The sequence below is a fragment of the Candidatus Sulfuricurvum sp. RIFRC-1 genome (assembly GCF_000310245.1).
In the GTDB taxonomy this organism is placed as follows: domain Bacteria; phylum Campylobacterota; class Campylobacteria; order Campylobacterales; family Sulfurimonadaceae; genus Sulfuricurvum.
In genome coordinates this window covers 1,862,936-1,877,506 of the sequence record NC_020505.1, presented here as the reverse complement: position 1 = coordinate 1,877,506, position 14,571 = coordinate 1,862,936, and the positions used below count along the sequence as shown (strand labels likewise).

Here is a 14,571-nt window from a genome sequence, read left to right as displayed (position 1 = left end):
TTACGTTTTATTAATAATATAGGCGTAGTTTACCCAAAATTTCCCTCTCAAAGTTATTGCATGGCATTTTACGATACGGGATTAATCAAAAGCTCGATATAATTCACCCATTATAGGAGAGTTCATTATGGGGATACGGAGTGCTCTGGAAGCCAATTTCGACTTCGAAATCATTGACGAATTTTTAGATCATTACGCAATGATGTCCGAAGTTATGGAATCTTTGATTATTGATTTGGGAAACAGTGAACGTTACCATCGCAGTATCGAAGAGCTATTCCGTATTTTCCATAATATCAAATCAGCTTCAGGCTATTTGCAGATTCAGCCGATGGTTCGTCTCTCAACATTTGTCGAAGATGCCCTTGAACAACTTAGAACCAGCGATAAGGTTGTCAATGAAGAGACCATCAACTGGCTCATCAGTGTTTCGGACATGTTTTTGCAGTGGCAAGAAGATTTCAAAATGGATAATGAACTCACTAAAATCCATTTTTCCCTTTTAATTTTACCCGATATGGAGAAAGCGTGAAGCAACTCGTAGCCTACATTACCGCAGGTTATCCTGATAAAAATTTTACCGTAGATTTGGCGTTAGCACTCGGTGAAAACGGTGTCGATACTTTAGAACTCGGAGTTCCGTTCTCTGACCCCGTTGCCGATGGTCCGGTCATCGAAGCGGCAAATCAGCGTGCTCTTGAAGCAGGTTTTCGTTTTGCCGACCTTTTAGATATTTCCGCTAGCATAGCCCCTAAAATCGATACTTTGTGGATGGGATATTTTAACCCGTTTTACCAATACGGTATGGAAAAATTACTCGATACGGCCAAAAGTATCGGGGTAAACGGTTTGATTATTCCCGATGTCCCGTATGAGGAAGCAAAAGCGTATCACACACTGTTTGAGAACCGTGGATTGGCGAATATCACTTTTGTCGCTCCGACCGACGGTGAAGAACGTATTGCACTTATTACGGCGCAAGCGCGCAAATTTATTTATCTCGTCGCCTATGCAGGGATTACCGGAAGCGGAAAAGCGGAAGATTTGGCTCCGGTACTCGAGATGATCAAACGTCATACCCAGACTCCGGTGTATGTCGGATTTGGGGTGAATGAACAGAGCGCGCGAGAAAAAGTGCAGGGGGCGGATGGTGTTATCGTCGGTTCGGCAATCGTGAATGTCCTTTTGGATGATAGCCTCTCTAACACGCAAAAAATCGCTAAATGCTGTGACATTACTCGCAACATCAAATCATTGATTAATAGTTAGAGCGTATGCGGCATTTGTAAAAAAATGATGCGTTATCGGATTCTCTTTTTACTCTTGGTGACGATAAACACTTTTGCCGATAATACGCTTTATGATACGCTCACGCAACTACCTCCGCAATCCGACAACACATTACGAGCATTGGAGGTTTCTCCTGATCCAATGACGGTTCAGGAGAATAATTTTACGGTTATCGGGCCTATAGACGATGATATCAAAGATTACCTTCCGACCGCTATGAATGTCAATGAAGCGCTGCCCTATCGCTATCGAGAAGTGGTTGAAGACTCGGTCTACTTGCAAGTTGTAATGCTTTCATCCATCGGTATTTTGGCTTTCTTGCCCGAAGATATTACCAACTGGAATGCCGCGAAACTCGAAGAAAAATCGCTATCTCAGCGATGGAAAGATCATGTCAGTACCAAGCCCGTTTGGGATAATGACAGCTGGGTTATCAACTATATCGGCCATCCGGTTGCGGGTGCATACTACTATACCTTAGCCCGAAATGACGGATTTACGATCGGTGAATCGGCGGCATTTTCCACGTTGATGTCCACCTTTTTCTGGGAATACGGGTATGAGGCCTTTGCTGAGGTTCCGTCGATTCAAGATTTGATTTTTACCCCGCTGGTCGGTTCTTTGTTCGGAGAGGGGATGTTTATGCTCGAGGGGAAACTGGATCAGCAGGGGGGAGTCGTTTTCGGGTCAAAAAGTCTGGGAAATATCAGCTATTTTTTCCTCGATCCGCTGGGAAGTATTGCCGATGGGTTGAAAGATACTCTTCTGTTTTTCAGGATTGATCTAGACGTCACCATGAGCATTCAGACGTATCCGCAGTTTCGTGTGATTCCCCATCATCTTACGGGGGAACCGACCGATTCGATCCTCTATGGTGATCGTGAGATCGGTTTCATTATCACCTTTCAGTAACTACGTATTCATTTACGCACCTTTGGGTATAATGCGCTTATAACTTCGGTTACCACGTGGGGGCGACATGGCTTCGACTGGATCAAGAAGGTTTAGGTTGCATCGCCGGACTGAGCAGCTCCGTTATACGGCTCACACTTGCTTAAACGCAAACAACACTAATTACCGTCCTGCTTACGCTGTAGCGTAAGTTTAATTTAATTTAGGACTGCGCTACCTCTCTATGCTATCACCGAGAGGGCTTGGCGTATAACCCCTGCGATAGCTATATTCTTGGAGTGTCTCGGACTTGAATGAATTTAGAGAATTGGATGACGTAGCTTTGCACGTTGTGTGATAGTCATCTGAAAAACAAACAACGTTACTAAGCATGTAGACGCCTTTACTTCCTTGGTTTAGGACTCCGGTTCAATCCCGGACGCCTCCACCAAACTCCCCTTTTATTTCTCTCTATGTCAAACTATTTTTATGATTTTGCCAATCCAGCCAAAATGATTTCTTCCATTTTAGAGCAGTTTGTTTCCATGCAATCAATGGATGCGGTAATAAAAGCGTCATCATTCAATGTATTCGCATAATCGATGTATTCGTACCCATTGTAGGTTGCGATCATGTCAAAAAACAACCGTAAAGCTCGACCGTTACCCTCATTAAATGGATGTAGAACAATCAGCTCACACATATAATACGCTAAACGTTTTGCAAATTCTTCACGCAGTATTAGTGATTCAAAATCACGCAGATAATTTTCGTTTTTAAGCTGTTTGAAAATATCACTCGAAAAGCTTTCTAAATTCATATAAGGGCAAAACATACTTGAACCCTTGGAAATATTGACGGTACGATATTTCCCTGCCCAAGTGTACAGTTTGTCGAATAGATGACGATGAATCGATATCAAATAATTTTTATCAAAGAGTGTGGTTTCTTCTAAGGTAGTATGGAAAAATTCATAGCTTCGCAAAAGAAGCTCTCGCTCTAGTTCGTGAATCAGTTGAGAGTCGTGAATGTCGAGTTTGTTGATGGGGATATCGCTGTCTTTGTAGTAAATATGATCGGAGGGAGGGTAATATTTCATTTATGAGAAAGGATTTTTTTGACTTGATCCTTCACTTCTTTTTTATCGACAGGTTTATACCCCTCAATCATTTGAGAGACATTCACTGCTTTAAGTGCTTTTTGTGCTGAAAAGGGAGGTTTGCTCATAGAACTATCCTTTTTTAATGACACTGATTATTTATGTATTTTATCATAGTTCAGAACAGATACAAAATGTAAAGATTGGTGTGCCTAAACTGTGTCAGAGTAGGGCGCTTTGTGACGGCAATTGAGTATGTTTAAAGTGAAGATTGAATACCTGACCCCTATTTCTTTACGGAGAGAATTCAAAAAAGATTGTGCTACACTATGTCACAACATGGTTTTGAGTTTGACTCCGTAATTAAGCCATTGGCTCAAGCCTATTTGGAACAGGTAAAAACTATAGCACGTTAAAATAAGTACATTTTTAAGTACATTTATTTTTTAAACTCTGCGCAGTTCTCCTAAAATAGGCGTAAAGATCGATTTAGTTTGGTGGTGGACGCCTCCACCAAATACTTCAAATTATTCTCCTTTCAAAAAAAAGAAAACTATCGCATTGCCCATTCAACAATCAAGTATAAAGTGAAGACTGAATACCTGACCCCTATTTCCTATTTCCCATTTCCAAAATCCTTTCCATACAGAACAATTAAGTAAAAATGAAGATTGAACACCTGACCCCTTAATTGCTTAATTGACCCCTTAATTTTAGTTCTTAATTATAATTATAAAAAATATTGCTATGTCAATAATTTTCTGTTTTTTATTTAAAAATCGTTTTTTTATATGGTTTTTGATATTATTTTAAAAATATTGGAGAGAAGATAATATGGCACAATTTTGGACGATGTTTAAAGCTTTTTTTATTAATTATTTTTGGCTTGGTTTATTATTGGTTTTACTTAGTTTATTGATTAATCAAAATATAAAACCAACAATGGTCTATTTAGTTTTGACTGTAAAAACATTTGAAACAGTGGGAATTTCATTGTTGATTGCTTCATTATTTAGTTATACATTTGAAAGTATTTCTTTTCAAGACAAAATGCAAAATATAGTCGAAAAAATTGTGATTAAGAAGAGTTTTTTAAGTAATTTGTCAAATGATAAAAAAAAGGAGGCATTACGCAACCTCCTGAAACCAAGTGAAGAAGAAATGGAAAAATATTCAAATATTGAAGATTATTATAATTATTATATTGATGAAACACTAAATGTTTCAAAAAAGAATGTACGCAGTAATTACAGTATTAATTTGAAAGCAAAATTTGATTCTGTAAACAAAAAAGTATACACGGATGGAATTTATTCTTATAGATTGTATCCAAGTGAAAATGGTTTTACTAATATTAGTGTCGGCTTTTTGAAAGAAGATACAGTATCGAAAGTAGATATTATAATAAATTTGCCTGATGGTCAAAGGAAAAAAATAATCGATTCAGAATTAGAATATAAGACTAATGATTTAGCAAGATATGCAGAAGTAAAAGTTGATCAAGAATTTCAAGAATATAAGCATTTGGATGTTGAATTACGTGTTATAGAATATGGATTTAACCATTGGATGAATGTTTTTTTTAAAGCCGAACAAGCTACTGATGGATTTAAATTTACTTTATATTGCGACGATGATATTTCAATTAAAACACATAATGTATTTGATGTAGGACATAACTATCATGTTGATCTAAATGGAGAGAAAAATGAAGTACACATTTCGTGCCATCAATGGATAAATGAAGGATCTGGTATATTAGTAATTGTTTCAAAACCAGATGAACAACAGGTTGCTGTTTAAAATAAAAAATAGCGGTCAGATACTCAATCTTCAATTTTTGTTTCAAAAACTCCATACTATATTAATCTATACTTTGACAAAGATGACCATTATAGTTGTATTTGCCTTGACAAATAGTATCACTTATGATACATTTAGTAAAATTAAAAGTATCAAATATGATGCTAAAAAGAAGCTACTATGTTTAAATCATTGATCCTATCCGAACTCAAAAAACAAAAAGAGGCGTTATCTATCCCTTATGAGGCTATTGCTTCACGCTCAGGATTGGGGATTGCTACAGTAAAGCGTGCATTTTCGGGACATGATATATCACTTGATACGCTCGACAAAATAGCGATAGCTTTGGGATGTGAGATTGCAATAAAACCGAAACAATCGGCGAAAGCACTCTATCAAGCGCAAATTGAGAAAAAAGCGCATGAGATCGTGAACCGTGTCGTCCAAACGTCTGCACTGGAAAATCAATCGCCGCGAAGCGAAGCACAAACAAAGATGCTCTCCCAAGCCAAAGCGATGATTGCTAAAATGCCGAAATCGCAAATATGGGCATGATTACGTTTGACAAAGAGGGAGAAACTCCTCTCGATGATATATCAGGGCTAAAGCTCAAAAAGATAACCACCCGTGCAGAACTCGACGATGCCGAAGCGCAAAACATTCTCAAAGCGTATGTTAAATACACTCTTAACCCGTCGGCTCTCAAAAAAGTAACGTTTGATTTGAGCTTTTTTCGTAAACTCCATAAAGAGATGTTTGGTGATGTTTGGAGTTGGGCGGGAGAATTTCGTACTACTCAAACCTCTATCGGCGTTGAAGCCAATATGATTCATCAACGTTTGTATCAGCTTCAAGACGATCTCAAATATTGGGAAAGCGAATGGGACTATCGTGATACGGCGGTACGTCTCCATCATACATTGGTCAAGATTCATCCATTTCCAAACGGAAACGGTCGATGGGCGCGACTCGCTACTGATCTATGGCTTTTAAAGATGGGGTATCAAGCTCTTTCATGGGGCGGGAATATTACCGAAGTGAGTGATGCGCGATTCGCTTATATCGCTTCATTAAAAGAGGCGGATCAAGGCAATTATGAACCACTTAAAAGCTTCATATTTAGTATTTGATTCTCATAAAAATATATTATGAGAATAACATTAATGTAGTTTTTAATGTAGTTTATTTTTTGTAATACTTTATTTATAGCCTTATTTAGCCTTTGTTTGATAGAGGACGCCTCCACCAAACCTCTTAAATTCCTTTTCACAATAAAACAAATTCATATCTCTTCATAATCCCAAAGTAATTATTTTTACGAATCATTTTCACACCTTGATATTCAGCGGTTAATAACTTTTTTGAATATATTGACACATCAGTTCAAAGGTGATAGAATGATGCAAGTTCATAGTAAAGGTTCTAAAATGTTAAACAATAACAATGAATGGATAGAAGAAGAAGGTACTCTTAAACGACTAAGACAGCTTACGTCTCAGCATTGGGTAGTTGCATATCGTGCCAGAATGAGTAATTATGAAATATTGATATGCCAAGAGATCAGTGCTTTGGGGAAAGTTCCTCTGATGGATGTTCTCGAGAAGATGGCTGCTTTCAAACAAACAAGCGAACATATACTGTACAAAAAAGATTTTATGTTTGTTTGATTCTTTTAACTTTTTTTTCTTTTCCTCATTTCTCCCACATTAAATAAACTAAGATATACCTTCAAGAGAGTATTTCAAAAAAAGTCAGTTATGGAATGACCCCCGTTTTATAGACACATTAGTTTTCCGCCAACACCTCATTTTTCGTTGATTCCAAAAAGTATCGTACCTCAAATTCGTTTGGAGATAGATAACCCAGATAACTATGCCGTCTTTTAGGGTTATAGAACATCTCGATATAATGGAATATTTTTGATTTTGCATACTCTCTCGTCACAAATATCTCTTTCCTGACGCATTCACGTTTCAAGGTTTTAAAGAAGCTTTCCACGACGGCATTGTCATAGCAGTTACCCCGTCTGCTCATACTTGGGATGATGTTGGAGTGTTTGAGCATACTTTGCCATTCATAGGAGCTAAACTGCGATCCTTGATCGGAGTGAAGTATCACACTGTGTTTCGCCCCCTGCCGCATCGTTGCCATTCTCAGTGCATCCATAGCGAGCGATGTCGTCATCCGATGGCTCATCCCCCATCCAATCACTTTGCGGCTGAAAAGGTCTAATACGACCGCAAGATACAACCATCCCTCGTAGGTTCGAATATAGGTGATATCCGTTACCCATGCTTCATTAGGTTTCTCTACGTTAAAGCACTGCTTGAGATGATTCGGATGGGCTTTATGGATACTGCCCGCTTTATGACGAGGCTTCTTTTTGAGAGTCCCCGCACCGTAGAGTCCGTTGGTAATCATCAAGCGTGCAACTCGTTTCCGGTTGACGGTGATTCCCGACTCGATTAGGTCTTTGTGGATATTTCGATAGCCGTAGGCGTTATTACTCTGTACATACGCTTCTTTGATCTGAACACTTAGCACTTCATTTGCCTTTGCCCGATCAGACATAGGCTCTTTCACCCAAGCGTAATATCCGCTCGGATGAACTTGCATCGCTTTGCACAAGCGTCGAATCCCATATAAGGGCTCATGAACCTGAATAAATGCGTACTTTATCCTTGGTTTCTGGCAAAGTACGCGGCGGCCTTTTTTAAGATATCACGCTCCTCGGTAACACGCTTGAGCTCCGATTTGAGCTTCTTCATCTCATCGTGTACCGTTTTTAATTGAGCATACTCAGCTGTAGATTGAGGATCTTTGTATCGGCTGACCCAAGTTTTTAGAGAATCTGGATGAATCCCCAATCTCTCTGCTACATCTTTGATCGCATAATTGTTGTTGGTGACTTGCTTTACTGCTTCTTGTTTGAACTCGTCTGTATATCTTGCCATTTATCTCTCCTAATCGTATTCCATGCCGATTATTATCGACGAAATTAACGAATTAAAAAGTGTCTAGTTTTTGGGGGTCATTCCAGTTACAATAATGATAAAAGAATATATTTGATCGTCTAAAAGGGTTGGAATGAATAGCTCTATTTATCTCGCACGTCAACCTATATTTAATGAGCGGGGCAATATTTTCGCGTACGAATTACTGTATCGGAATACCGAAAGCAATAGTGCTGACGTTGATGATAATTTACATGCTACTTCAAGAGTATTGGTTAATACGCTCAACTATATTGGGCCGAGTACGTTGACGTACGGGCTTAAAGCTTTTGTCAAAGTAGATGAAGTTTTTTTGATGGATGATATCGTTTATACTATCTCTCCCAGTTATTTTATTTTAGAAATCCTCGAATCAACTAGTATAACTTTATCTTTACTTGACCGAATATATCTCCTTCATAAGAAAGGCTATCGTTTTGCTCTGAACCATTGCAGTGCTGAAAAAGATTTTATCCGTCATTTTCACGCTGTATTGGACGTAATTGATTATGTGAAAATTGATATTAATCACGCTCTTGATCTTACTGAAATCCTCTTTTTCCTGAAAAATTATGATTGTAAAATCATTGCCGAGAAAATAGAAGATGAAACAAGTTTTACATTGGCTAAGTCCTGCGGATTTCATTATTTTCAGGGTTATTATTTTTGTGTACCGGATTTGCTGTCTAACGTTAATTTTGATCCGGATAAGAAGTTATTGCATGAGCTGATGTATTTGTTAAAAACACAGGCTCCATTGGATGAAATAGTCATAAAATTTTATAAATCCCCTTATTTGTCCATCAATCTTTTAAAATTTGTTAAACGGAACAAGGCTTTGGAACATGAGAGTGTCTCTTCTATCGAGCAGGCGTTACTTCTGATCGGTCGTGAGCGTTTGAACTCTTGGCTAGAACTTATGTACTATGCTAATGAAAAAATTGACGTAAAAGAAGATGGCAATGAGACATTACAGATAAATCTGCAAGTGTTGCAAAGAGCGTATTTAATGAAGGAATTAGCCTATAGCATAAAGAAAAGTACCAATTTTGCTAATATGGCTTACATGATAGGAATACTTTCTGTGAGTGAAATCATGTTTAAAGAAAGTTACAACAAGCTCATGGAACAGATTACCATTGACAAGGAAATAGCGAATGCACTTTTAGATCACAAAGGGGTACTCGGACGGATTCTGGAACTTGCTATCGCTATTGAAAAAAATGATCTTCTTTTGATCAGTTCCAATATCGTGGAACTTAATTTATCGGAACGGGAACTCAACACATCTCTCTTAAACAGTTACCAAAGAAGTGCGGCTGAATTGCATATGAAGGTATAAACACACATTAAACTATGGATGATAATAAGTCAACTTCATTTTATTTTCACCCCTTTTTTCTCTAGTATCGCCCAGTGCGCTTCATCATAATTGTAAATATCATCATAAATGGTAACCGTATTGCTATTTTCCGCGCTGATCGTCATATAGCGTAAAAAGATCGGGAGCTTTTTTTGAAGAGCGACAGAGGTATCGGGCTCTTCTAGCGTATCGGGGAGTTTATCATCGGGATTTCCCCATCGGTCCATGAGATAATCGTACAGCTTTTGAGGAGCGCTGAGGCGGATACATCCTGAGCTGAGGGCGCGGCCGGATTTTTTAAACAGTGCAGGGGTATTGGTGCCGTGGAGATAGACGAAATGGGAGTTGGGGAACAAAAATTTCACTTTTCCCAGCGGGTTGGTCTCTCCCGCATCGGTTTTAAAGGTATAGGGGATTTGCTTTTTTCCGCTGTATTGGCTCCAATCGATTTGGGTTGGATCGATTTCGTAGAGTTCGCCTCTGCCGTGTTCGTAGACCCGTATGTCGTGACTTAGGAGAAAAGCGGAGATATTTTTGCTCTCTAAGATGTCTTTGCGGACGATGGTTTTCGGTGCTGTCCATGAGGGGTTGAGGATGGCATGAGAGATGGTGCTGTACAAGATCGGAGTAGGACGTGAGCCCCTTCCGACGATGGTTTTCATCCGTAAGGTTTCATATCCGTGATCGAGTACTCTGAGGGTATAGGAGGGGATATTCACATCGATATAACTGCCGTTTTTTTCGATTCCTCGCGGTAGCCATCGGAACCGGTCGAGATTGATCAGCAGTTTTTGGATGATCTTTTGAGAGGTGGAACCATTTGTTTTTCCTGATCCCTTTTGATGCCCCGTCTCTTTGGCTTCGGCAGTGCGATAGATGTGTAGGGCATCTCGAAGAGCGTAGTACTCCTCGTAATCAGGCAAGAGCGATGAGAGCGAGCGGGAAATGCGGTGGAGTTTCAAATATTCTGCAAGGTATTCAGGATAGGAGATCGGCTCGATTTGCGGGCGGTCCCATTCAAACTTTTCATTTCGGGCTCTTTTGGTTTCACGAAGCTCATCGTATTTACTCACCCCTTCATTGAGATCTTTTGCCAAGCTCATATAGGCATCGCTCAGAAGAATATCGAGCCAGAAGAGGGGGCTCGCAATCGCATCGGATGCGTCGTATTCTCCCTTTTTGAGTTGCTCAATCGATTCGGATATTTCATCTCGGTGATAACGATTCGGATTTAGCCCTTCGTGATAGGAGTTATCGATAGCGCTCAGCAGTTCGGCAGCATCCGGTGTCAGCGTGCCGTTTTGATCCAACCATGCGATCGATTCGGATACTTTGCATCTTTGATTGTAAAACCGAGCTGTTTCGATCGGGTAGCTCAGGTGCTCAAATCGGGGAGACTTTTTTAACTGGATTAACTGCGCGCAAAAAGGAGGCTGTGTATCATCACTCCATGCGCTAACACTCCAAAAGATAGTAGTGATCAGGAAAATTTTCGCTAAAGAGAAGATGTTTTTTTCCATATAGGTAATTTCAGACGGTTTAGTGGGGATACTATAGCATAAAAAGCGCCATTAAAATAGTAGATAAATACAGTTCAAAACTTGACTTTATCTATTTATTACAGGTAAAATACTGTAATTTACAGTTTTTAAATATAGGAAAATAGATGAATATAACGATTGTCAATTTTAAAGGGGGAGTGGGTAAATCGATGATCGCCCACCAGCTTATCTCAGGATTCGGCTTTCACGGGTGTGAGATCGATCCTTACGGTTCACTCTCGGATCGGTTGCCGGAGAGGGTTGAGCGTGTTGATATTCAGCAAAAATCGATTCAACAGCCGGACAAAGAGACGATTTTTGATTTCGGAGGGTTTGATGATATCAAACTCGATCAGGCGATCAGCTATTCGGATCTGATCATTATCCCGTTTATCCCGACACTGGAGACGATACAGGGGACGGTGGATACGCTTGTGCGTGTCTCATCAGCGAACAAACCGATTTTGATGGTGCCGAACATGAGTCAAAAAGAGAACGATATCAATGATGCAAAATTTGTATTTGAAGAGACGTTGGGGTTTGAGATTGAGATGTTTCCGATTCCGATGAGTGTAGCCTTGCAAACGGCGATCAATGAAAACCGCTCGATCATCGATCTTTCACAGCAGGGGGGAATCAAAGCCTATGCGTATAAAAAAAGTTCCAATCTAATTCGAGATCTGCATGAAAAAATTCGAGAATACGAAAACGTATAAAAAGGGGAGCGATAATGGAAAACGTGAAAGAAAACAAGTTTGCCTCACGGGTGACACAGCGGGAACTCTCAACCCATAAAGAGATCCAAACGGCGAAACATCCCGGTGGGCGTCCGAAGAAAACTGCGGAGGTCAAGCAAAGTGAGAAAGTCTTTTTGACACTGACTAAAAGTGAAAAAGAGAAAATTGATGCCTATGTAGTCAAAACAGGTGAATCGATCGCCGGAGCAATCCGCAGAGCACTTAAAGAGATGGGGATGATATGATAGGAAAAAATATGGAACGTTTGATTGTTTTAGCGATGGCATTGGTTATGTTCGGAGGGTGTGTTCCACAGCCTGAAGTTACACCGCAAAAAGCGTGCATGAGTGCTTCACAGCTTAACGCATACGGATATGACCACCTCGAAAAGGTGGCAAAACTCTTACGTGAAGACAAAAAGAACATCGAATCGTTCGAAGGATTTATCGGTACGATGAAAGGGACCGTCGATAACTATGCGGATATGATCAAATCGAGCGTCTATATCAGTAATGTGGTCCGCTTTTTACCGATTCCCTACGCCGGAGAGGTTTCCAATACGACAAAACTAATTTCTAAAACGGTGTTAAATCTCGGCGGGGCAGCAAGTACACTGAATAAGTACAAAAATAGCACAGAGTATTTTCTCTCCAATTTCGATAAGCTGAACCGTTCACAAGCAAGCGCCGCAGAGATATCCAAGCTAGCGGTATATGCGGATACCAAACTCCTGAATGATGCGAAAAACCTCGAAAATTCGCTGAAAGAGATCTCGGCATCGACAGAGATGATGGCGGCAACGACACAGAGTATTGCCGATGCTCTTGATGCGACGGGAAATTATATGAATCAGGCGAAAAGTTTTGCAGGGTTATCACCCACTAGCGGGGATGATAAGTCTACGGTGATACAAAATCGAAATACGATTAATGCCCGTATGACACAGCTTAATCAAAAAATCGTTTCGTTGGAAAAGAGCGGACAAACGCATCGTTATAACATTGCTAAAGCACGGATTTATGCAGAGTTAGCGGTAGGGTTGGAGCAGTAAACAAATCTTCTGAATTAAAGAGGATAGGTGTCGGGAAGAAATACTTTTCTGATTTCATACACTTCTTCTTTACGCTCAAGAAGGGCTTGTATGCAGTCAGGATCAAAAAGGACTCCGGACTTAGAGTGTAAATAATCAAAGGTCTCTTCAATACTTCGTCCCTTATGGTAGGGACGAGGATTGCTCATCGCGTCAAATACATCTGCGACCGCCACAATGCGACTCTCAATCGGAATTTCTAAACCTTTCAGGTTGTAGGGGTAGCCGGTTCCGTTTAGGCGCTCATGGTGATAGCCTGTAATGTTGCGTAGCATCTGTGTATGATCATAATCACTTAAATCGAAACTGGAGAGGAGTATGTCGATAATTTCTACCCCTTTGAGCACATGTGTTTGCATGATTGAATATTCATCAGCGTCAAGCCGTCCCGGTTTGAGCAAGATATGATCGGGGATTCCCACTTTTCCGATATCGTGAAGGGGTGCATAGAGTAAAATATAGTTGATGAATTCCTCACTGAGATTATGGGTTTTAGCCAAAGACTCTGCGATCATACGGGAATAATGGGCAACTCTCGCAATATGATTGGCCGTTTCTTCATCTTTAAATCGGGTCATTTTCTGGGTCATAACAACGGCGGCCTGAAGCATTTTAAGCGGTAAAATACTCGACATGATCATAGAGCCGATCAGCCTAGTATAGACGGTGAGATGATCGCGTATCGGTTTGGTGAAAAATTCTCTTTCACTTGCATCAAAAAAAATAAATCCTAATAATTGGCCGTTTTGCTGAGACATCGGAACGGTAAAACTGGAACGAAAATAGGTATTAATAATATGACCGGATGGATCATCGATATCGCTAAAAAGCGATAGTTCATCGATGATTTCCGGTGTTTTATTTTTTGCGGTGGATTCAACGGCCGGAAAAAGAGAAAGCGGACGTTTATATTGTACAAGGGTTGAACCCGTTCCAGCGGGATTGGTAAACAGATGCAATTCATCCGTTTCAGCTTCGTAAAATCCGATAGCGATGTGTTTGAGATGAGGCCATTCCAGTCTTAACTGTTCATGAACATTAACAACTTGCTGACTAATATTTTTATAGTCCATGACAGCCACTCTCTCATTATATTTATGAATAATATATCGGGGAATGCATGGTTTGTCAAGGGGATTGAAAAGTTAGAGCCTTAGCCCCATAAGGGGTTTAAAGCGATGAAGTTTAAAAAATATTAATTGGACTTTTTCATAAATGCGGCAACGAGAACGATTGTGCTGCCGTTGATTTTTCCCTCGATGAATCGTGCATCATCGGTAAGACGGATATTTTTAACGATGGTTCCCCGTTTTGCGGTGAATCCTGCCCCTTTGACTTCGAGGTCTTTGATGAGCGTTACGGTATCACCTTCGGCGAGGATCGTTCCGTTGCTGTCGCGTTGTACGACCGGCCCGCCTTCATCACTAGAGGCTGTATTCAACATTCCTGCCTGCGCCCATGCTTTGACATCGTCTTCGAGATACATCATGTCGAGTTGATCTTGATCGCCCAAAGCGCTGAGAAGACGATACGCCATTACCTGTACGGCCGGAACTTGACTCCACATACTGTCAGAGAGACAGCGCCAGTGATCGCTGTCGAGGTTTTGAGGATTCTCGATTTGGCTTTTACAGGTTTCGCAGAGGTGGATTGATTGATCCACTGTTCCATCGCTCGGTGCAACTTCAAAAGAACTTAATCCCTCACTCGCACCGCATAATTCGCAAATATTTCCGCTTCGTTCTTCAATACTCATAATAACAC

The 14,571-nt window shown here is 40.2% G+C and carries 17 protein-coding genes and 1 other RNA gene; 12 read left to right on the top strand and 6 right to left on the bottom strand.

The features are described 5' to 3' along the window. Positions 1–127 precede the first annotated feature (127 nt). The 4 genes from B649_RS09480 to ssrA all read left to right on the top strand — a co-directional run bounded on the left by B649_RS09480 (position 128) and on the right by ssrA (position 2,632). A complete protein-coding gene (locus B649_RS09480) occupies positions 128–532 on the top strand; it encodes an Hpt domain-containing protein (RefSeq protein ID WP_015654302.1) in 405 nt (134 codons plus the stop codon). Beyond that, a complete protein-coding gene (gene trpA / locus B649_RS09475) occupies positions 529–1,269 on the top strand; it encodes a tryptophan synthase subunit alpha (RefSeq protein WP_015654301.1) in 741 nt (246 codons plus the stop codon). The genes B649_RS09480 and trpA overlap by 4 nt, the downstream gene beginning before the upstream one ends. Before the next feature lie 27 nt (positions 1,270–1,296). Continuing rightward, positions 1,297–2,202 carry a DUF3943 domain-containing protein gene (locus B649_RS12315; protein WP_291750890.1) on the top strand — a complete coding sequence of 302 codons (906 nt, stop codon included), beginning with the start codon at positions 1,297–1,299 and terminating at the stop codon, positions 2,200–2,202. A 58-nt stretch (positions 2,203–2,260) separates the two neighbouring features. Continuing rightward, positions 2,261–2,632, top strand: a transfer-messenger RNA (tmRNA) gene (gene ssrA, locus B649_RS12630). Between the two features lie 36 nt (positions 2,633–2,668). Here ssrA and B649_RS09465 read toward each other — a convergent pair. After that, positions 2,669–3,280, bottom strand: a complete 612-nt coding sequence (locus B649_RS09465) for a Fic family protein (RefSeq protein ID WP_015654299.1) — start codon at positions 3,278–3,280, stop codon at positions 2,669–2,671. Next, complete coding sequence (locus B649_RS12625; protein ID WP_291750889.1) at positions 3,277–3,408, bottom strand: hypothetical protein; 132 nt, start codon at positions 3,406–3,408, stop codon at positions 3,277–3,279. The genes B649_RS09465 and B649_RS12625 overlap by 4 nt, the downstream gene beginning before the upstream one ends. A 706-nt stretch (positions 3,409–4,114) precedes the next feature. Here B649_RS12625 and B649_RS09460 point away from each other — a divergent pair. From B649_RS09460 to B649_RS09440, 4 genes are all read left to right on the top strand, one after another. Next, positions 4,115–5,083, top strand: a complete 969-nt coding sequence (locus B649_RS09460; protein ID WP_015654298.1) for a hypothetical protein — start codon at positions 4,115–4,117, stop codon at positions 5,081–5,083. 180 nt (positions 5,084–5,263) lie between these two features. Further along, positions 5,264–5,638: a helix-turn-helix domain-containing protein gene (locus B649_RS09450; RefSeq protein ID WP_015654296.1), complete on the top strand. Its 375-nt coding sequence runs from the start codon at positions 5,264–5,266 to the stop codon at positions 5,636–5,638. Continuing rightward, positions 5,635–6,213 (top strand): mobile mystery protein B, encoded by a 579-nt coding sequence (locus B649_RS09445; RefSeq protein ID WP_015654295.1) that lies wholly within the window; start codon positions 5,635–5,637, stop codon positions 6,211–6,213. The genes B649_RS09450 and B649_RS09445 overlap by 4 nt, the downstream gene beginning before the upstream one ends. A 297-nt stretch (positions 6,214–6,510) precedes the next feature. Beyond that, complete coding sequence (locus B649_RS09440) at positions 6,511–6,750, top strand: hypothetical protein (protein ID WP_291750888.1); 240 nt, start codon at positions 6,511–6,513, stop codon at positions 6,748–6,750. A gap of 118 nt (positions 6,751–6,868) precedes the next feature. Here the strand turns inward: B649_RS09440 and B649_RS09435 are convergent. Then, positions 6,869–8,037, bottom strand: a protein-coding gene (locus B649_RS09435; protein ID WP_291750835.1) for an IS3 family transposase whose coding sequence is annotated in 2 segments (ribosomal slippage) — positions 6,869–7,803 and positions 7,803–8,037 — 1,170 coding nt in all. Because the reading frame shifts where the segments join, the coding sequence is not laid out codon by codon here. A 133-nt stretch (positions 8,038–8,170) separates the two neighbouring features. Between B649_RS09435 and B649_RS09425 the strand changes: the two genes are divergently transcribed. Then, complete coding sequence (locus B649_RS09425; RefSeq protein WP_015654293.1) at positions 8,171–9,418, top strand: EAL domain-containing protein; 1,248 nt, start codon at positions 8,171–8,173, stop codon at positions 9,416–9,418. 35 nt (positions 9,419–9,453) lie between these two features. Here the strand turns inward: B649_RS09425 and B649_RS09420 are convergent, their stop codons facing one another. After that, positions 9,454–10,959 (bottom strand): L,D-transpeptidase family protein, encoded by a 1,506-nt coding sequence (locus B649_RS09420; protein WP_015654292.1) that lies wholly within the window; start codon positions 10,957–10,959, stop codon positions 9,454–9,456. Positions 10,960–11,105: 146 nt separating this feature from the next. Here B649_RS09420 and B649_RS09415 point away from each other — a divergent pair, with 146 nt between their 5' ends. Genes B649_RS09415 through B649_RS09405 form a run of 3 tightly spaced genes read left to right on the top strand, consistent with a single transcriptional unit; the run spans position 11,106 to position 12,768 of the window. Further along, positions 11,106–11,696, top strand: coding sequence for a ParA family protein (locus B649_RS09415; RefSeq protein ID WP_015654291.1), 591 nt, complete (start codon positions 11,106–11,108; stop codon positions 11,694–11,696). Between the two features lie 14 nt (positions 11,697–11,710). Further along, positions 11,711–11,962 carry a hypothetical protein gene (locus B649_RS09410; RefSeq protein WP_015654290.1) on the top strand — a complete coding sequence of 84 codons (252 nt, stop codon included), beginning with the start codon at positions 11,711–11,713 and terminating at the stop codon, positions 11,960–11,962. Between the two features lie 11 nt (positions 11,963–11,973). After that, on the top strand, positions 11,974–12,768 hold the full coding sequence (locus tag B649_RS09405) for a hypothetical protein (protein ID WP_291750887.1): 795 nt from the start codon (positions 11,974–11,976) through the stop codon (positions 12,766–12,768). 14 nt (positions 12,769–12,782) lie between these two features. On the opposite strand, the gene B649_RS09400 is transcribed toward B649_RS09405, so the two are convergent. Both B649_RS09400 and B649_RS09395 read right to left on the bottom strand, forming a co-directional pair. Further along, positions 12,783–13,880 carry an HD-GYP domain-containing protein gene (locus B649_RS09400; RefSeq protein WP_015654288.1) on the bottom strand — a complete coding sequence of 366 codons (1,098 nt, stop codon included), beginning with the start codon at positions 13,878–13,880 and terminating at the stop codon, positions 12,783–12,785. A 122-nt stretch (positions 13,881–14,002) separates the two neighbouring features. Next, positions 14,003–14,563 carry an alkylphosphonate utilization protein gene (locus tag B649_RS09395; protein WP_015654287.1) on the bottom strand — a complete coding sequence of 187 codons (561 nt, stop codon included), beginning with the start codon at positions 14,561–14,563 and terminating at the stop codon, positions 14,003–14,005. Between the last annotated feature and the right edge of the window lie 8 nt (positions 14,564–14,571).